Annotated in this window: 18 protein-coding genes; 5 read left to right on the plus strand and 13 right to left on the minus strand. The window is 57.8% G+C overall.

Translation table 11 applies throughout. From position 1 onward, the window contains the following. Positions 1-9 precede the first annotated feature (9 nt). The gene (locus DIT71_RS13895; RefSeq protein ID WP_114613826.1) at positions 10-2,109 is read left to right on the plus strand and encodes an FUSC family protein; all 2,100 of its coding nucleotides are present in this window, start codon (positions 10-12) and stop codon (positions 2,107-2,109) included. Here DIT71_RS13895 and DIT71_RS13900 read toward each other — a convergent pair. Beyond that, positions 2,106-3,113: a zinc-dependent alcohol dehydrogenase family protein gene (locus DIT71_RS13900; protein ID WP_114613827.1), complete on the minus strand. Its 1,008-nt coding sequence runs from the start codon at positions 3,111-3,113 to the stop codon at positions 2,106-2,108. The two genes, DIT71_RS13895 and DIT71_RS13900, sit on opposite strands and share 4 nt — an antisense overlap. Before the next feature lie 90 nt (positions 3,114-3,203). Between DIT71_RS13900 and DIT71_RS13905 the strand changes: the two genes are divergently transcribed. Next, positions 3,204-4,178: a DMT family transporter gene (locus DIT71_RS13905; RefSeq protein WP_227538135.1), complete on the plus strand. Its 975-nt coding sequence runs from the start codon at positions 3,204-3,206 to the stop codon at positions 4,176-4,178. Here DIT71_RS13905 and DIT71_RS13910 read toward each other — a convergent pair whose 3' ends face one another. The 7 genes from DIT71_RS13910 to DIT71_RS13940 form a co-directional block, all read right to left on the minus strand. Beyond that, complete coding sequence (locus DIT71_RS13910; protein WP_114613829.1) at positions 4,179-4,781, minus strand: cysteine hydrolase family protein; 603 nt, start codon at positions 4,779-4,781, stop codon at positions 4,179-4,181. It abuts the gene before it with no gap. A gap of 113 nt (positions 4,782-4,894) precedes the next feature. After that, positions 4,895-6,277 carry a fibronectin type III domain-containing protein gene (locus DIT71_RS13915; RefSeq protein ID WP_114614073.1) on the minus strand — a complete coding sequence of 461 codons (1,383 nt, stop codon included), beginning with the start codon at positions 6,275-6,277 and terminating at the stop codon, positions 4,895-4,897. Between the two features lie 594 nt (positions 6,278-6,871). Beyond that, positions 6,872-7,663 (minus strand): ABC transporter ATP-binding protein, encoded by a 792-nt coding sequence (locus tag DIT71_RS13920; protein WP_114613830.1) that lies wholly within the window; start codon positions 7,661-7,663, stop codon positions 6,872-6,874. A 14-nt stretch (positions 7,664-7,677) separates the two neighbouring features. Beyond that, complete coding sequence (locus tag DIT71_RS13925) at positions 7,678-8,712, minus strand: ABC transporter substrate-binding protein (protein ID WP_114613831.1); 1,035 nt, start codon at positions 8,710-8,712, stop codon at positions 7,678-7,680. Between the two features lie 44 nt (positions 8,713-8,756). Continuing rightward, positions 8,757-9,632, minus strand: a complete 876-nt coding sequence (locus DIT71_RS13930; RefSeq protein ID WP_227538136.1) for an ABC transporter permease — start codon at positions 9,630-9,632, stop codon at positions 8,757-8,759. 10 nt (positions 9,633-9,642) lie between these two features. Continuing rightward, positions 9,643-10,659 (minus strand): fatty acid desaturase family protein, encoded by a 1,017-nt coding sequence (locus DIT71_RS13935; RefSeq protein WP_114613832.1) that lies wholly within the window; start codon positions 10,657-10,659, stop codon positions 9,643-9,645. Between the two features lie 40 nt (positions 10,660-10,699). Next, on the minus strand, positions 10,700-11,572 hold the full coding sequence (locus DIT71_RS13940) for a sugar phosphate isomerase/epimerase family protein (RefSeq protein ID WP_114613833.1): 873 nt from the start codon (positions 11,570-11,572) through the stop codon (positions 10,700-10,702). Positions 11,573-11,803: 231 nt separating this feature from the next. Here DIT71_RS13940 and DIT71_RS13945 point away from each other — a divergent pair, with 231 nt between their 5' ends. Further along, positions 11,804-12,715 (plus strand): homocysteine S-methyltransferase family protein, encoded by a 912-nt coding sequence (locus tag DIT71_RS13945; protein WP_114613834.1) that lies wholly within the window; start codon positions 11,804-11,806, stop codon positions 12,713-12,715. Here the strand turns inward: DIT71_RS13945 and DIT71_RS13950 are convergent. Both DIT71_RS13950 and DIT71_RS13955 read right to left on the minus strand, forming a co-directional pair. Continuing rightward, complete coding sequence (locus DIT71_RS13950) at positions 12,712-14,007, minus strand: MFS transporter (protein WP_114613835.1); 1,296 nt, start codon at positions 14,005-14,007, stop codon at positions 12,712-12,714. The genes DIT71_RS13945 and DIT71_RS13950 overlap by 4 nt on opposite strands. Positions 14,008-14,105: 98 nt before the next feature. Next, positions 14,106-14,675 carry an NnrU family protein gene (locus DIT71_RS13955; protein WP_114613836.1) on the minus strand — a complete coding sequence of 190 codons (570 nt, stop codon included), beginning with the start codon at positions 14,673-14,675 and terminating at the stop codon, positions 14,106-14,108. 151 nt (positions 14,676-14,826) lie between these two features. Between DIT71_RS13955 and DIT71_RS13960 the strand changes: the two genes are divergently transcribed. Both DIT71_RS13960 and DIT71_RS13965 read left to right on the plus strand, forming a co-directional pair. Further along, on the plus strand, positions 14,827-15,201 hold the full coding sequence (locus tag DIT71_RS13960; RefSeq protein WP_114613837.1) for a hypothetical protein: 375 nt from the start codon (positions 14,827-14,829) through the stop codon (positions 15,199-15,201). Position 15,202: 1 nt separating this feature from the next. Then, positions 15,203-15,526 (plus strand): hypothetical protein, encoded by a 324-nt coding sequence (locus tag DIT71_RS13965; RefSeq protein WP_114613838.1) that lies wholly within the window; start codon positions 15,203-15,205, stop codon positions 15,524-15,526. A gap of 15 nt (positions 15,527-15,541) precedes the next feature. Here DIT71_RS13965 and DIT71_RS13970 read toward each other — a convergent pair whose 3' ends face one another. Genes DIT71_RS13970 through DIT71_RS13980 form a run of 3 tightly spaced genes read right to left on the minus strand, consistent with a single transcriptional unit; the run spans position 15,542 to position 17,344 of the window. Continuing rightward, positions 15,542-16,201 carry a hypothetical protein gene (locus DIT71_RS13970; RefSeq protein WP_114613839.1) on the minus strand — a complete coding sequence of 220 codons (660 nt, stop codon included), beginning with the start codon at positions 16,199-16,201 and terminating at the stop codon, positions 15,542-15,544. A gap of 5 nt (positions 16,202-16,206) precedes the next feature. Further along, a complete protein-coding gene (locus DIT71_RS13975) occupies positions 16,207-16,704 on the minus strand; it encodes a nucleoside deaminase (protein ID WP_227538137.1) in 498 nt (165 codons plus the stop codon). A gap of 10 nt (positions 16,705-16,714) precedes the next feature. After that, positions 16,715-17,344, minus strand: coding sequence for a DNA-3-methyladenine glycosylase family protein (locus tag DIT71_RS13980; RefSeq protein WP_114613840.1), 630 nt, complete (start codon positions 17,342-17,344; stop codon positions 16,715-16,717).

Raw genomic sequence — 17,344 nt, forward strand, 5'->3', positions numbered from 1 at the left:
CCCGCAACGATGTCTCTGCATCCGCTAATGGCGCAACTCCTGACACCCAACCGATACGCCGTGATCTTCGCCATCAAGGGTGTTGTTGCCATGGCATTGGCGTTGTTTGTGTCAATGGCGCTGCAGCTGGACCGGCCCTACTGGGCGATGGTTTCCGCGATTTTCCTGCAGATCCGCCCGGAAAGCGGGCTGGTAATCGAGAAAGCGCTTTGCCTGATCGTGGGTTCGGCGGCTGGCGGTGGCTTTGGTATTCTGGTGCTTGCGTTGCTGACACCGTATCCGCTTCTGGCGCTGGGCCTGTTAACACTGTGGATTGGCCTGAATTCAGCAGCCTCCTCGATGGTGCACAACCTCAATTATATCTATGCCTTCGCGATGGCAGGGATGACAGCCGGCCTGGTGGTTATCCTGGTGATGGCAGATGCCGGCACAACAAACAGCCAGGCGGTGTTTACCATCGCCCAGGCGCGCATCAGCGAGATTACGACCGGCGCCGTATGCGCCATGCTGGTCAGCCAGTTGTTGTGGCCGGTGACCGTAAAAGACGGCCTGCGCGTGAACGCCCGGAAGGTGATCAACAAAACCCTGGCATATCTTAAGCTGGAGCTCGAGCCAGGAAGCTCCCACAAACAGCGGCACCAGCATGCCGACGAGATTCTCGAAACCCTGGTGGCGCTTAATGACGATTCCAGCGCCGTTACCTACGAGGGCCCGGAAGGCTCTGGCCGGGGCAGGGCAGCCAATCTGTTGTGCAACAAAGTAATGTCGCTGCTGGCGGTTACTCAGATTCTCGGGCGCTTCCAACGCAACCATGGTGACCTGGTGTCGCCCGCATTCAGCGAGGTGCTCAGCCAGTTGCGCCACTATTTCGGGGCGATCGCCGAAGCAGACAGCTATCAGGAAGGCTACCGGCTTGCCCATTTGCTGCGCCGTTCTCTGCTGGAGCAGCGAAGCGGGTTCAGGAACGAGTCCGCCATCGTTGTGCGCCTGACCAGGACGGCACTGGAGCTGGTGAGTGACCTGGTGGTGGTGTTGCGGGCCTACAATGCACTGGAAAGCCGTGACAAGACGTTGCTGAAGGCGCCCATGCTGCAAACCCACCGGGATCCTCTGGTCGGATTGATCAATGGCTTTCGCACGGCCGTGATATTCGCAATCGGGGCGATGATCTGGATCCAGACGGCAAGCTCGGCGGCGTTGATGATCATGATCATGCCCGTGGTGTTTTCGGTGATGTTTGCCCGATTCTCGCTGGCGGAGCTGACGCCTATCCTGCGCCGGGTGCTGATTGGTGCAACGGTGGCGATTCCCGTGGCGTTGGTCTTCGGGCTGGGCCTGTTATCCCGTGCCAGTGGCAATGTCGAGCTGCTGATACTGGTTCTCGCCGGCCCCTATTTCTTCGGCCTGCTGGCTCTTGCCGATCGTGCCACGCTGCCCTACGGGCTGGGCTTCTGTATTCCGTTCACCATCATCACGCAGCCCAGCAACAGCATGACATTCAGTGGTGAAAGCGCGATCAATATTGCACTGGGCCTGTTTGTGGGAATCAGCATTCTCTATTGGGTATTCAAACTCATTACGCCGCCTGACAGCCGGTTTATGCAGCGCCGCCTGCTGAGGTCAACGGCCCGTGATCTGGCCGCAATTGACGATCACCAGAATCCGGAAAACTGGTTCAACGGTCGTATGGGGGAACGCCTGTTGCGGCTGGCCAATTATGACCAGAGTTCCGGGAGCAACGACCGCTACATGACAGACTTGGGGTTCACCGGGCTTAATCTGGGGCATGTGTCGATTCGTCTTCGCCGGCTGATTAAGGACCATCGCAGTCCCGCCGTTAATGTGCTTCTGGATGAGTGGCAGCAAACCCTGGCCGATACCTATCTCGCAAGCGCACGGGGTACCGTGAATCCCGCATTCCGTAAGGTGAGCGCCAGACTGCTTGAGGCGATCCATGCCCAGGGGGACCCGGATCAGAAAACCATCACCATCGAAGGCATGTTTGAGCGGCTGGCACTGACGTTGGAGCGGACCGCCAGAACAGTGGCAGAGGCAACGGGCAAGCCGGCGCTGTCCTCCGCAGCGCCGGATGCGGCCGAGCCCGGTTAAAACTCGAGGCAGATCTTACCAAAGTGCCTGCCGGATTCTTCGTAGCGGAACGCATCGGCAATTTCCTCCAGTGTAAAGGAGCGGTCGATGACCGGCTGCAAATCGTTGGCCTCAATGGCGCTTATCATTTCCTGCTGGTGAGCGCGGCTGCCGACGATCAGGCCCTGCAGGCGGGCCTGTTTCGCCATGAGCTTGGCGGTCGGTACGTCCCCGGCCTGGCCGGTAAGTATGCCAATCAAAGCAATATGGCCGCCGATGCGCACGGCATCTATGGATTCTGGCAGGGTTCCCGGGCCGCCCACCTCTATTACATGGTCAACGCCCTGGCCACCGGTCAGTTCGAGCACGCGCTGACCCCAGGCCGGTGTGGTTTTGTAGTTGATGGTGTGGTCGGCCCCCATGGCAGTCAGGCGCTCGAGCTTTTCGTCGGAAGATGAGGTGGATATCACCCGTGCGCCCATCATTTTGGCGAACTGCAAGGCAAAGATGGAAACGCCACCGGTGCCAAGGGTCAGTACCGTATCGCCAGCTTTCAAGCCGCCGTTGACAACCAGCGCACGCCATGCGGTCAGGCCCGCCGTCGTCAGGGTTGAGGCCTCCGCGTGGCTGAAGCCCCTGGGGGCATGGGTAAAGCCCTGTACCGGCGCAATCACCTGCTCGCGGGCGTAACCGTCGATACCGTCGCCCGGGGTGGTGGTGAAGTTGTCGATGGGCGCCGGGCCATTTTCCCATTTCGGGAAAAAGGTGGACACAACATGATCGCCTGTCTTGAATTCGCTGACCCCCGCGCCGACCGCCTCAACCACGCCTGCGCCGTCTGCCATGGGAATACGGCCGTCTTCGGTGGGTATGGCGCCAGCCACCACGGCATAGTCGTGAAAGTTGAGGGAATTGGCGTGGATTCGTACCAGCACTTCGCCCGGGCCGGGTTTTCCGGGCTCGGGCGCGTTGGTGATCTGAAGTTGATCCAGTCCGCCGGGTTTGCAGAGCGTAGCGAGTTTCATGGCGTGGCCTCCGTTAATTTGTTTGACGTGTGGGGTAGCATAGTCTCTTTGAGCTACATTGGATCATGTTTGACTGAAAGGGAGAATAGTGTGGCCGAGAGAGGTGCAGGGCAAACCGATTATGGCGCAATGAGAAGCGCGATGCTTGTCGCGCTCACGGCAGTCTGCTGGGGGCTCGCCGGTGGTATCGGCGGCATCCTTCTGGATGAGGGGTGGGGTTCATTCGTGGTGTCGTTCTACCGGGGCATTATCGGCCTGTTGTTCGTGCTTGCCTGGCTGCTCTTGCGTCCGGGTCACAGTGGGCTCGCCAACCCGCGGCTGTGGCTATGGTCGGTCGTTGCCGGCCTGGGGGTGGCGGGCAACTTCTCGTTCTATTTCCTGAGTATCTCGGAGGGCAGTGTCGCGGTTGCGGCGACTCTGATGTACTGCGCCCCTGTGTTTGTCTTTCTGGTTTCTTTCATCCTCAAGATTGAGCAGCTGACCGCATTCAAGCTTGCTGCCATCGTGGTTGTTATCATCGGTATTGCCCTGCTCACCGGAATCTATGATGTCGGAGGCAGCAGAATAACGCCGACCGGCATTGGCGCCGGCCTGCTTGCGGGACTTTCCTATGCAATGTTCATATTCGGTTTCAAGTACGCAGGAAGGTATGGAAGCCCACAGGCTATTCTGACCATTGCGTTCGCTGTTCTTGCCCTGGTACTGATCTGGCCGGCCGGCTCCGACCAGGTGGTGGCTGTACTGAGTACGCCCGACTGGCCGATGTTCCTGACCCTGGGCGTACTGGGCGCCGGGTTTTCTTTCATTTTCTATATCGTCGGGCTGAGTAATACGGCACCAACCGTGGCGTCGATCGTGGCCATGGTCGAGCCGGTCACGGCTTCACTGTTCGGCGTAATGCTGCTGAACGAGAGTCTGGCGGGCATCCAGTTTTTCGGTATGGGACTGATCCTGGTCACTGTCACCGCTTTGAGTGCCCACTCAAACTCAGGGTCCCGCTATGTGCCGCACTCACGTGGGGCGCACATTCTCCAGAAGCTGAGAAATCGTATGCGCCGCCATTGATCAGGCGGGCAAGTCTGCCACGCTGTCGACGACAGCAGCGTAAAGGTCCCGTGTCGAAGCCAGTGCGCCGTCGTGAACTGCCTGCGCGGAAAGCACTTTGCCATTGGCTGCCTGCAGCGGACGGGTTGCCGTTGCGCTGGCGACCACCGTGGGTGCGTAGCCAAGATTGAACCCGCCGTGGGCCGTGGAGTTCACGCACATATGGGTCATGAAGCCGGCAAGAATGATGTTTTTCACACCTTTGGCTTTGAGCTGCTCGTCCAGGTCGGTCTGCACGAATGAATTGGGGAAGTTCTTGGTAATGACTGGCTCGCCCTCTTTCGGGGCGACGATATCGGCGATGGCGCCAATGCGGTCGTTGACATCATAAGGTGAGCCCGGGCCGGAATCGTGGCGGATATGGAACACTGGGACTCCCTCTGCGCGTGCTTTCTCCAGCAGTTTACGGGCTTCCTCAAGGGCTTCTTCCACCCCTTCAAGCTTCATGATGCCTTCACGGTAGGTGTTCTGGCAGTCGATCATGATCAGGGCAGATTCGGACAGCTTTGACGGCTCCTGACCGAGGCCGTTCAGGTCCCTGAGTGTGGTGGAGGCTGTTGTCATGGTTATTCTCCTGCAGTTGGTTGTTGGGGGATCAGTGCATCATGCGCTGATCCCCCGGTACATACGACCATACACCCGTTTCGATGAGTCTTTAGTCGCAACAGGAGCTTTATTCAGATCTGCTTATGGACAACCTCTGACAGCCGGCTGCGATTGCCATCGGTGTCCAGGGTACGGATAGCGAAATACCAGGTCCCCTCGGTAAGTTCCTCCACCAGCAGTTTATCGACAGAGGCATCTTCGATGTCGATGCTCTGATCGAGAGTCTCCGCGCTGGTGCCGTAGACCACCTCAAAGCCGGCGATTTCACCCATGGCCAGGCTGACACCGTTTTCGCGGGTCAGCGGCGCGGTCCAGCTCAGCAGGGCGGTGTTGGCGGCAATGGTGACTTCCTCGGTCGTTTCGGTCGTTGACGTATCGCTGGTGTCGGTCCCGGTGCCTGTATCTGTATCGGCGATGGTGTCACCGCTGGTGTTGCCTCCGGTACCGGCGGTTTCCTCGACGCTGCCGGTAGTGTCCTCAGTGGTGTCGGTTACGGTATCAGTGGTGGTGTCGCTGCTGGTGTCCTCCGTTGTATCGTTGGCAGTTTCCCCGGTTTCGGCAACCGTGGTATCACTGTCTTCGTAAACATCCGCAATGGTTTTGAGGTGATGAACGCTCCGGGTCTTAATTAACCCCAGCCGCTGGCTGACAATGCTCGAATCCACCGTGACCTGAAGCTCAGCGGCCTGCACCGCTGCGACTTCAATCAGATCCGCCAGCGCCACGTTTGTGTCATCTCCCATCATGCTGATCTGGCCGGTTTCAGTGACCTGGGTGGCGACGTTGTTCAACACCTGGGAAATTGAGTCCCACCGGGCGCTGTCATTTACCAGTGCCAGAAACGCGGCGTTGGCAACGGCCAGCTGCAAGGCATCGGCGGACACGCTGTCGGCGTCTTCAAGCCGAGTCAGGTCCGGGGGGGGTAGCCGCAGGGAACCGGCAGCCAGGCCGAACCATCCTTCTACCGTGCCGTAAGACGCTGATAGGGCCTCCGGAGAAAAGCCGTCGGCACTGCGTTCCGCCAGGGCCACGGCCAGATGGGTCAGCGGGGTCAGGTTGATGGTTTCGGTGACCAGGTCGCCGGCTCCGCGCAGGCTGAAGTCGCTGTCCAGTGCCATGGGCTGGCCAAAGGCAACAGGGTTGGCGCCGTTCTGATCGCATTGGGGCACAACGTCGCAGAGCATGCGGGTATTGTCGTTGGCCTGGAGTTCTACCAGGGCCCAGCTATCCGCCTTTCCGCGCAGATGCCACTCATAACTGCCGTCATCAGCTGTTAATACGGGCTTTGCGGCCTGTCGATGAGGGGCATAATAGCCGTCTTTGTCAGAAATCAGCCGGTTGGCGGTCACCAGACCCTGCTGGATGACGCCTTTCATGGCCGCACCTGCGATCGCAACCGTCGGCTCGTTTGTGCTCTGGGATTGCGCTGCCGTGCTGCTGTCTTCAGAGCCCATGTCCAGACCGCAGCCCGAGAGCAGAGCCACCGTAGATAAGGTCAGCAGTCCATGCTTCGATAAAAATTTGCCGCAATATGACATGTTTCGCACCCGTTAATTGACGAATTCGGTCGAATCATACAGCGGCATTTTTTGGTTATATGCGGACTGGTTCCGGGTTTGTCGGGCTGGACTCGTCAGAAATTTGGCGCTTACGGAGGGATACACGTTGTGATCGAAGGTTACACATTCAGGAGGTCGGTTATAGCCATTAAGTTTCTGTTATTTATAGTTTTTATCGATCAGGCTGGGTGACTGGTATGATGCCCGGAGTTTGCAGTGATAGTGAGCGTTTACAATTTTAAACGACTGTAAAGATTGTTGACTGCGAGTTTACGGGGCTAGTGCCCAGGGGTCTTTCGGGCCGAACAGGTGTTTGAGCTTGCTCCGGCTCTCGATTGCAGCCGCAAAGTCCATTTCCGACCATTGCGGACTTGCCGGCACTAGAAGCACATGTCTTCCCTGCCAACTCTTGAGTACGGAGAGCGAATCGAGGGGTAGAGGTAGGAAATCCTCTCTGGGCATCAGAGAATCCCCGGGGCGTCGCCTCCATCAGGCAGCATCGCGCCCTTCGTCACGCATCAGGCGACGGATGTGGAGGTCAAGGCGTCGATAATCGTCGGATTGCAGGAATGCCTCCCGGTCGTTTTCCGGCAGCCCGGCTTTGAAATCCGGGTACAGGGTTTCCTTCAGCCGCCCCGGGTGCCGCGACAGGAAGAACACGACGTCACCCAGGTAGAGTGCTTCCTCGATGTCATGGGACACGGCCATGACGGTGGTGCGCTCTTTGCGAACCACGCTCAACAGAAGGTCCTGCATTTGCCAGCGGGTTTCCGGATCCAGGGCACCGAAGGGCTCATCCATCAGCAGCAAGTCCGGATAATTAGCGAGGGTTCGCGCGATGGCCACCCGCTGTCGCATGCCCCCGGACAGCTGGTGAGGATAGGCATCTGCGAATTTGTCCAAACCAACTGCACGGATGAAGTGGTCAACAGTGCCCTCGTTAAGCGCACTGCTGTCGCCATTGATTTTCAGGCCATAGGCAACGTTATCGCGCACGGTCAGCCACGGGAACGAGGTGTAGTCCTGAAACACCATGCCCCGGTCACGAGCGGGCCTGTAGACTGCCCGGTCATTGAGAGTGATGCCGCCTCCCGATGGTGTCTCCAGGCCCGCTATCATGCGAAGCAGCGTGGATTTGCCACAGCCAGAGGGGCCGAGCAGAACTCCCACCTTGCCCGCAGGCAACGACAGCGAAATGTCGTCCAGTGCAAGGATGGTCCGACCACCAGACTGAAAACTTTTGCTGATGCCGGACACTGAAAGACCCCTGGCTGAAAGCATGGCAATCGCTCCTTTTATTGAGTGGACTCAAGAATGGCTTTCAGCGGTGTCATATCGACCCCTGCTTCCAGCGGATGACGCTCGTCAATGAGTCCGAACTTAAGCCACCAGTCGGTGACTGTTTCCCAGTTGTTGGTAACCTGGCCATTGGGCAGGCCAAGCGGCAGCTCGCCGGGTACCAGTCCCATATACTTCGCGGCCTGGGTCTTGTCGAAGATCCAGATGCCGCCCTTATGGATTTCGCCGGTTGACCCGATGACTTTCTCGACGTCGGACACCGGAAATCTCAGCGCCTTGGCAATGATTTCATTGGCTTCGGCAGGGTTGGCTTTCCAGTAGTCCACTGCATCGAAGTAAGCCTGCATGACCCTGGTAGCGGTCTCCGGTTTCTCTTCAAGGAAAGAATCGCTCATGTACATGGCATCTCCCAGCAGGGCTGTTTCAATCCAGCCCGGTTCCTCTGAGGATGCAACGACGGTTGAACCGGGCAGGGCAGCCAGCGCCTGGGAGCCAAACGGTTCCCAGAATTCAGCGGCGCTGACGTCACCACCCACCAGCGCGCCTACAGCGTCGTCCATAATCAGGTTGGTGAATTCGACTTCATCAATACCCACGCCATTTTCTTCCAGCCATATGCCCATAAAAATCTGGGTCAGGCCGCCTTCAAGTACGGCAACCGATTCGCCTTTCAGATCCTCCGCGCTTTCGAAGCCTGGCGCGAGCACGATCTTGTCGGTGCCGTAGGAAGGATTGGTGTAGGTCACCATTTTTACGGGCACGCCCTTGTCGGCAGCAATCGGCGCATATTCGGCGGTGCTGGAGGTGACATCCAGAACACCTGCCGACATCAGGGCAAAACTCTCGTAGGGATCCTCGATAATGGTGATTTCAAGATCGAGATCCGGTGCCAGATTCTTCTCCTGGGCAACAAACCAGAAGCCATACCCCGGCCAGGAGAACAGCGACAGTCTCACGGTTTCAGCCGACAGGGCATTGCCCGAGAACAGTGTGAGTGCGATCAGAGAGACACTGCATTTAAGCCATTTCATGTTCTATTACCTCTTGGTTTCAGGAAGAAAGTCGAGTGGTGTCATCAGGATTGCTCGCGGCCGAGATAGGGAAAGCATTTGCGGTAAACCAGCCTGAACAGAATGTCAAAAAGCAGCCCGAGTACCCCGATGGTGACGATGCCCGCCATAATGTCGTCCACATGCACAAAGCGTTTGGCCCGCATCATCATGGCTCCAATGCCATCGGTCGCAGCGACAATTTCGGCGATCACAAGGTAAGTCCAGCTGACGGCTAGCATCTGTCGGCAGGTGTCGACGTAGCCAGGCAGCGAGTGGCGGAACAGCACGGTCCACAGAATAATACGGCGCCCGCCGCCGAGGGTTTTTGCAGTTTCGATAAGCACCCTTGGGGTTTGCCGGGTAACATCGGCAAGCATGATCACCAGAAAGAAAACCACACCCATCAGCAACAGGGTAATTTTCTGGGTATCGCCGGTGCCCAGCCACATCAGCAGCAGTGGAATAAAGGCTGGAGCCGGAAGGTAACGCCATGCGCCCAGAAGCGGATTAAGAAGACTGTCTACCCGGGCGAATGAGCCCATCAGCAAGCCAAGGGGCAGGGCAATCAGAATAGCAATGCCGAAGCTGATCACGATGCGGGTAACACTGGAAACCACATCGCTGAAAAAACCTTTCTCGAGAAACAGTTCCTGTAGTGAGCTGAAAACTGCGGCTGGACCGGGATAAAGGCGATCCGGAGCAAACTCCAGCTGGGAAGTCACCTGCCAGAACAGAAGGAAAGCGAGCCAGCCAACTGTTCCCAGCATGAAGCGCTGTGCGCCCGGGATAGTCTGATTGAAGTCGAACCAGTGATCCGACCGTTTTCCGGATGGCGCTTCGGTGGCCGTTTTCGGAATCATCGTGTGCCGCGTCGCTGTTTCAGAGAGTTTTGCGGTCATGGGGATTGCCTCAGAAGGCGGTCAGGAAGCTGAGTCCGTAAACCGGAACGGCTTTTCCGTCCCGCAGGGCCGCTGGCACTTCAACCTGGCCGTAGGTTTCTGCGTAGATACCGGCGATGCGGTTGCGGTGATAGCTCTTGACCTGCCCTTTCATACCGACGGTGCGGGTGTAGGTATCGCCGAAGAGCTCGTTATGAAGCGCTGGCAACTTGTACCAGGGCATGGTCGGCTTGGCGTGGTGAGCGTTGTGGTAGCAGAAATTAAGCACAAGCAGGTTAAGCACGGGCCAGCGACGGGAAACGAGGTTGCTGTACGTATTGTTTTGCTCGTACTCCCGATTTCCCTTGTGTGGCAGTTCCGCGTGCGGGTCATTCAGGTTGACCACGATTTCATAATTGTGTTGATAGGCGTCGAAAAAGCGTAACACCGTGAGTGCCAGCCCATAGGCAAGAGCGTAGAGCAGAACAGCCTTGACGCTCCAGACGGCCAGAGTTGCAAGTAGTGCAAACCGGGTCACGAGAACCGCCGCCGCACGTTTCCGGTGGGCGGGATTACCGATGGGCGTGAATGGTGCCACCATCAGAACTGCATGCATCAGGATGTCGACTGCCGGGATATAGCACCACTCCAGTGCAAAGATTACTTTTTCGATTTTGGGGTGGGCTTTCAGCCAGGCGCGGTAATCGAATGAAATCGGATCGGCGTTATCAACGTGGTGGCGCATGTGCTTGTAGCGCAGATCCTCGTAAGTACCGTAACTGCCACCGCTGACCCAGTTAAGCCATTTACCAAGGCGGGTATTGTGTTCGGTCTTTTTGAAAAGGGCGTTGTGAGCGCAGTCATGCACCAGGTAGGCGGCAATCACCATACCGTGTCCACAGGCGATAACGCCCAGGGCGGGCAGGAGAAATCCGGGGCGGGCCATGAGCAGCCAGCCGCCGATGTAGGTGATGAGGATGTAGGCCAGCACAAGCGTCAGCGGCCAGACACCGTCCGAATGGCGTAAATGCTGAGTCAGGTTAGGCATGGTCCTGGGTTCTCCTTGCTGTGCAGTTCAACTTGCTGTTTCAGGCGATCTTTGACGTTTTGGCCGGGGAAGATTGCCAGCGTTGAAAATGAGCAAGCTCTTCCTCGCCGATCCAGCGATTGAGAGACCAGAGATCGGCAATGGGCGCCTGGGTGAAGGGCAACAGGTGTAGATATCCGTCGGTGCCGAATTCAGGTGTCATGGCGGAGTAATCGAGTCCTCGCCTGGTCTGCGATTCCCAGACCGCCTCCCAGCAGGATTGATGAGAGACAAGGGCCTCGGCGTACTCAGGGGCGGCCGGGTGAGGAACCTGCGGGCCCTGGTCGTAGCCCACTCTGGCGTGGACATGCCGTGCCTGGCTGGCGGTGCGTTCGATGCAATCCCACTCAATATGGGGAAGGCGCTCGGAGACAACGGCCCAATGGCTGAAATCACAGGTGACATCGATCTCAGGAACTTTTTCCAGAATGGCGACCGTGTTCCAGGGGCTGAAGAAACTGCGACCCCGGTGGGTTTCAAAACTCACCGGGATACCAAGCTTGTCGGCGATGTTCTGGGCTTCCGAGAAAAAGCGCACCGAGTTGTCGATGGACCAGGCATCGCAACCGCCCATCACATTGACGAACTCGGGTTTCAGGCCGGTCTTCTCAGCGCTGCACAGTTTTGTCTCAAAATCTTTCAGGTGCTCCTCAATAGTGGCATCACGCCTTGGCACATAGCTGCCAGTGGTGCACACTTCCTGAATCCAGAGAAGGCCGTTTTCAGACATGGCCTTCCCGAATGCGTCGGCCTCCTCCCTGTTGTCAGGTGCGGGCGCCTCGATACCGGAAAATCCGGCTTCGTTGACCTGGTCGATGGCTTGCGCTAACGACCCCTCGTGCCCCCACAGGGTTTTGAAGCGTTTCAGTTGCACGGATGACTCCTTCACAATCTTGGTTGTTAACTGAGGTCACTACTGCAACTGCAACCGTTGTGCCATAAGCGCGAAAACGCTTTAAATATACAGGCAGGCATGTAAACGGGGTTCTTTGAACGGGTTATTCCCGTCTGGATTTATGGTTATGATTGGTGCAATTGCACATGGGCGGTGCGTTATCGAACGGCTGGCCTGCTGAGAACCTACTTGAAAGGAGCAAAGCGCTGTATGAGATCCATAGCACTGCTTGATGGTGGCCTGGGCCAGGAGATTTATCGCAGGGCAAGCAGCGTGAGTTCTCCGCTGTGGTCTGTTGCAGTGATGCTGGAGCAGCCAGATATTGTTACGGCGGTGCATGCGGATTTTATCCGGGCCGGGGCAAGAACCCTGACCCTCAATACCTATGCGGCCACACCAACACGGTTGCGCAGGCAGGGGGTGTACGAGCAGATGGGGGCCATTCACAGGCAGGCATTTCAGGCCCTGGAGCAGGCCATTGACGTTACCGGCGTAGCGGTGGATATTGCCGGCTGTCTTGCGCCTTTAGTCGGCAGCTATCAGGCACAGCCAGACCGCTCTTTTGAGGATCTCCGGAACGAGTACGCCACCCTGGTTGAGCTGCAGGCCAGCGCTGACGTGTTCCTGATTGAAACCATGAGCAACAGTTTGGAGGCGCGTGCTGCCTGTGCCGCCGTGCAGGGGTTGGGAAAGCCCTTTGGTGTGGCCTTTCGCCTCGAAGCCGATGGCAGGCTCAGGTCTGGTGAAACCCTGTCCGAAGCGGTTGCAGCGGTGAAACCCCACGCCCCCACGGCCGTGCTTTTGAATTGTTGCGACCCCGACCTGGTGTCTGCCTCTATGCCAGAACTGGTTGAGCTGTATCCGTGTGTTGGCGGTTATGCCAATGCCTTCAAGTCAGTGGAGCCAATGGCCAGCGGCGGTTCGGTGGATGAACTCGAGGCCCGGGAGGACATTTCTCCAGAAGCCTATGCCACACAGGTACGGCAATGGCTGGCGGACGGTGCGAGGGTTATTGGCGGCTGTTGCGAAATTACGCCGGCACACATTGGTCACATGGCCGGCGTGTTGGCGAACGAGTTCGAATTTATTCGTTTCTCGCAGCTTTCGGATCAATGCCGCTAGCGGTTGTGGTCATCAGGTTCTCCGGTTCCGGCGTTCTCTGCAACCTCCGCGTCAGCAGCTTCCTCCAATTCCGTGTATCTGGGGTCCAGCTCTGATACACCCAGGGCGGCTTCCGGGGTTGTGGTGTAGTAGTGCTCTTGCTGCGTCACTTCGGGATGGCTGCGGCCCGGTCCTATCAGCATGAACAGTATCAGGCACGCGAGGATAAGAGCATTGCTGATAAACAGTCCGTGGGCTCCCAGCAGCTCCATGAAAAGCGCACTGACCAGCGGCCCGATAATGCTTCCCAGCCCATAGCTCAACAGCAGCGCAGTGCTTGCGGCGGTCACCTGGTGGCTTTCCATCAGGTCATTGGTGATGGCAACCGCGATGGGGTAAATGGCAGCACTGAGCCCCATGTACAGGCCAACGAAAAGCACCAGCACGATGACGCTGTAGTTGCTGATGGCTGCCGCCACGAGGCTGCTGACAGCGGCGATAATTGCCACCACCAGCATGACACGGTAGCGGTCAAAGCGGTCGCAGATACGGCCGATGGGCCAGGCCAGTAACATGGCGGCGACGATGGCTGACGCCATGAAATTGGAGAGCTGGCCGAGGTCAAGGCCTATGCGGTTGGCGAACACCGGCCCCATGGCGTAGAACGCGCTGATCAGCAGCCCGGCAATAAGTGCGCCCATCGTGCCTGCTGGCGATTTGCGATAGAGACTGGTCAGTGACAGGCGTTCGCTCTGGGTGATGCTTGGCGATTCGCGACGGGTCATCGACAGCGGGGTCAGCGCCAGTACAACGAGAACCGCGGCAAGGGAAAACGGGATAAAGCCGGATGGATCGGCCACGCGGATCAGTACCTGCCCGCCTGCAGTGGAGAGAAAGAAAACGATCTGGTAAATGGCGAACAGGCTCGCCCGGTTGCGGTTGTCAGCCTTGCTGCTGAACCAGCTCTCCATGACGATCATCAGGCCTGCCATGACAAAGCCACCCACAGCCCGGAGGGCGCCCCACAGGTTGGCCTCAATCGCCATCGGGTAAATCAGTATCGACGCCGTCAGCACGGCCGCAAAGACTGCAAATGCCCGAATGTGGCCGACTTTTTCAATGATCCGACCGGCGTAGAGTGTGCCGGCCACAAAACCAATGGAATAGAATGCCAGGATCCAGCCGATGACGCTGGCACTGAACTCCTCGATACTGAGCCGCAGGCCCAGCAGGGTCATAAGGTAGGCGTTGCCCATAATGAGCAGGATAATACTGATAATCAGCGAAGACAGGCTGACGATGGTCCTTTGCATCAATCCTCCATCCCGGTAAAACAAGAATCAACGCGTTCTTCAAGGGACGCGTTAACCAAGTCTGTGGGGATGGATGCGGGGAATAAAAGGGCTGAAAATTAGACCGGTGCCACACCAAACAGCCACTGATGAGCCCAGATCACCATGACCACATACACCGCCAGGCCGCCGACAACCGCAATGGCATCATTCGCATTGCTGGCCGGCAGAGTGGGGATCGGCCGCTGAGTCCTTCGCTTCATGGAAATCCGGTCCACTATGGCCCACGCCAGGAAGGAACCGAACAGCAGCAGGTCATGGAGCATGCCGTTGGCCAGCAGATGAGCCAGTGCCCAGAGTTTGACGGCCACCAGCATCGGATGTCCCACCTTTGCCTTGATCCTGCCCGGGAAATAGGTGGCAAACAGGAGCGGAAAGACCGGCACCAGAAGCAGAAAGGACAGGTGCCTGAGCCAGCCCGGTGGCGTGTAGATCACCGTCGGATCCATGCGGGCAGCGCCGTAACCCCACACGATCAGTACCAGGCCGACGAGAGAAACCAGTCCGTAGAGCCCCTTGAAGGGGATCTCGCCCAGGGAGTCGTGCAGGCGATTCCGCAACGGTTCGTTAACGATGGAGAGTGAGTGCACCCCGAGAAACAGAACCAGACCGACGATCAATGTGGTCATAGACCAGACTCCTTGCAGTTTGAGTGATAGGACCGTTAACCGTTCCCGGCCCGAAAAGAAAATTCCCGGTCAGTATAGCTGCGCAGACCGAGACAGCACATGCCCCAGCGTTTATCATCCGCTGCCTGTTCCATCGGATTGAAAGGCGTTCATGAAGATTCCAAAGGTCACCATCGTACTGGTATCCGCAGCTCTGCTGTTTGTTCTGTGGGAGCAAACCCGGGACCAGCCGGAGCCGGTTGCTGCCAGCCGCTTCACAAATCTGGCCGCGAACCCGGTTGAGCGCAGTGTTGCCATGGACTGGGTGGTTACCCAGATCCCGGCACTTTGTGAAGATGCAACGGGACAGAATCGTGGCTCAGAGGTGCATACCGAGTGCGCCAATGAAGCGGAGTCCCGGACCTCGTCCTGCCGGCGCGCAATCTACGACAGATTTCCGGGTGTGATCGCCTCGGAGGCCGTATTCAGGGATATGTCCATTACGGCAATGAACTGTCTGGTTCCCCGCTCAGGAGTGGTTGAATAAAATGTCTGAAGATCCCCTGAAAGCCCTGGCCGACATGGCCAGCGATGCCCACGCCCGCATCCAGGCCGCTCATAAGCATATCAATCCGGTGGTGGAAGTGCGCCGGGGCATGCGTGATGCCGGTATACCTGCCGACGTCATGACTATCGACTGTCTGCGCACCCGTCGGCGAATTACGCTTATTCTGCACGATGAGCAGCCTGGTGTTCTTCTCTATCAGTTTGTCACCATCGACGATGAGGTCGGTGAAGATTTCAAGCAGGTGCCGCTGCCCGATGTGGACACAGCGACGCTGTTTCAGTGGATACAGGATTACTTTGGCTGAATCACTGCCCCTGTTTTACCGCCTGAAGAACCTGGGGTTGCGCTCGATGAAAGAGTCGATCCAGCGCTCCAGGAACGACCGCTGGTCCGGGTTTTTCAGATAACGCCAGCCCAGTACCGAGATCACCAGCGCCCCGAGGGCATCGACAATCAGGTCCCACATGGTATCTGTCAGGCCCGAGGGGTCGCCCAGCATGGGCTTTTGCATGTTCATGCCAAACAGCGAATCCATGGTGAACTCGAAAATCTCCCAGAGCGCGCCAACACCCAGAGCAAACATGAAGGCGAAGAAGGCCACGAAACCGGGGTTCATATGCACGTGGATTTTCTCGGTTTCGTTCATGATGTGGACCAGCAGGAAGCCGAGGATGCCCAGCAAAAAGCCGGACATGGTATGCAGTGCCATGTCCCACCACCAGAACCGGGTGTAGTAATCGCGGATCTCGCCCAGGAACAGGGAGGCAAATACGAAAACGATGGCAGCAAGCTGCAGCTCTGGCGGGATATGAATCCGGAACCGGCGCTCAAACAACAACGGGAAGAAGGTGATTGCGATAATCATTGCTGTCAGGAAGGCGGTAAACCAGCGCTGGCCCCAGATGGCGAACACGGTCTCGGCGAGCAGTACCAGCTGTAAGGCGATCGTAATCCGTTGATGAGTAACGCGAATGCGCATGGGCTTCAGGCTCTGTCGTCTGCTTTTTGTTGTGAGTGAAAGCGCCTGTGAAGATCACGAACCGCGTCTGATAGCGCCGGGAATGGACCTTCGGTCGGCACCCCGGGAACCACCTGATTGATCGGCAGCGTTGCCACTGCTGGTGGTGTTGCGTGCATCTCGTCGAGCCAGGTTGATAGTTGCTCCGAGGAACTGGCGTAAACGATTCGGCCCAGCCCAACCCAACCGTGGGCAGCGGCGCACATGGGGCAGTGTTCTCCGGAGGTGTATACGGTTGCCGCGGCGCGCTCGTCCGGTGTCATGTTGGTTGCGGCCCAGCGGGCTATCTCAAACTCGGGGTGGCGGGTATTGTCGCCGCCGGCTGTCTCGTTATGCCCCTCGAACCTCACTGCGCCGCTTTCATCCACAAGCACCGAGCCGAACGGCGGATTGCCGCTTTTAATCGCCATGGTAGCCAGTTCAATGCAGCGTCCCAGGTGTTTCATATCGGTTTCGTAAATCATGATTTCCTCTCTAGTGTCCTCTGGCGTCCAGATAGTGCATCCAAAGCATGCGGGCAGCCACAGCCCGCCATGGCGACCATTGGCGGGCAAACATCAGCTGTGCCTCCGGTGTGGGTCGCGAGCCTAGTTGCTTGATGTCCTGTATCGCTGAGGCCAGTGCCAGATCTCCCCGTGGCCAGACATCCGGCCGGCGCAGAGCCATCATATAGTAGATGTCGACCGTCCAGGGCCCCAGACCGGGCACCGAAAGCAGGCGTTTTCGTCCCTGCTCGTCATCAAGGGCGCCGAGTTGTTCAAGCTGCAGTTCCCCACTTGCGGTCTGCCGGGCCAACTCTGCGCAGTAACGGGATTTCTGTCGGGTCAGCCCGAGGCCTCTCAGGCCCTTTTCGCCAGCGTCGAGAATCGACTCCGCTGATACGTCGCCGAGCTGTGAAGCAAGTCGTTCAAACATGGTAGCGGCGGCTTTAATGGATACCTGCTGTTCGAGAATGATTCTGACCAGTGAAGCAAAACCCGGCTCCCGCGTCCACAGGGGAGGGTAGCCAAGCCGCATGAATATACCATTGAGGTCGGGATCCCGCTCTGCAAGGTTTTCAGTGCCCGACCGCAGAGTGTTTTCGCTGATTTGCTCTCGATGCAT

The organism is Marinobacter vulgaris (assembly GCF_003344045.1).
Classification (GTDB): Bacteria; Pseudomonadota; Gammaproteobacteria; order Pseudomonadales; family Oleiphilaceae; genus Marinobacter; species Marinobacter vulgaris.

Excerpts from the sequence above, each read along its gene's own strand:
- DIT71_RS13895 (WP_114613826.1), top strand. The coding sequence starts at position 10 with ATGTCTCTGCATCCGCTAATGGCGCAACTCCTGACACCCAACCGATAC.
- DIT71_RS13900 (WP_114613827.1), bottom strand. The coding sequence starts at position 3,113 with ATGAAACTCGCTACGCTCTGCAAACCCGGCGGACTGGATCAACTTCAG.
- DIT71_RS13910 (WP_114613829.1), bottom strand. The coding sequence starts at position 4,781 with ATGACAACAGCCTCCACCACACTCAGGGACCTGAACGGCCTCGGTCAG.
- DIT71_RS13915 (WP_114614073.1), bottom strand. The coding sequence starts at position 6,277 with ATGGGCTCTGAAGACAGCAGCACGGCAGCGCAATCCCAGAGCACAAAC.
- DIT71_RS13920 (WP_114613830.1), bottom strand. The coding sequence starts at position 7,663 with ATGCTTTCAGCCAGGGGTCTTTCAGTGTCCGGCATCAGCAAAAGTTTT.
- DIT71_RS13925 (WP_114613831.1), bottom strand. The coding sequence starts at position 8,712 with ATGAAATGGCTTAAATGCAGTGTCTCTCTGATCGCACTCACACTGTTC.
- DIT71_RS13930 (WP_227538136.1), bottom strand. The coding sequence starts at position 9,632 with ATGACCGCAAAACTCTCTGAAACAGCGACGCGGCACACGATGATTCCG.
- DIT71_RS13935 (WP_114613832.1), bottom strand. The coding sequence starts at position 10,659 with ATGCCTAACCTGACTCAGCATTTACGCCATTCGGACGGTGTCTGGCCG.
- DIT71_RS13945 (WP_114613834.1), top strand. The coding sequence starts at position 11,804 with ATGAGATCCATAGCACTGCTTGATGGTGGCCTGGGCCAGGAGATTTAT.
- DIT71_RS13950 (WP_114613835.1), bottom strand. The coding sequence starts at position 14,007 with ATGCAAAGGACCATCGTCAGCCTGTCTTCGCTGATTATCAGTATTATC.
- DIT71_RS13955 (WP_114613836.1), bottom strand. The coding sequence starts at position 14,675 with ATGACCACATTGATCGTCGGTCTGGTTCTGTTTCTCGGGGTGCACTCA.
- DIT71_RS13960 (WP_114613837.1), top strand. The coding sequence starts at position 14,827 with ATGAAGATTCCAAAGGTCACCATCGTACTGGTATCCGCAGCTCTGCTG.
- DIT71_RS13965 (WP_114613838.1), top strand. The coding sequence starts at position 15,203 with ATGTCTGAAGATCCCCTGAAAGCCCTGGCCGACATGGCCAGCGATGCC.
- DIT71_RS13970 (WP_114613839.1), bottom strand. The coding sequence starts at position 16,201 with ATGCGCATTCGCGTTACTCATCAACGGATTACGATCGCCTTACAGCTG.
- DIT71_RS13975 (WP_227538137.1), bottom strand. The coding sequence starts at position 16,704 with ATGATTTACGAAACCGATATGAAACACCTGGGACGCTGCATTGAACTG.
- DIT71_RS13980 (WP_114613840.1), bottom strand. The coding sequence starts at position 17,344 with ATGCATCGAGAGCAAATCAGCGAAAACACTCTGCGGTCGGGCACTGAA.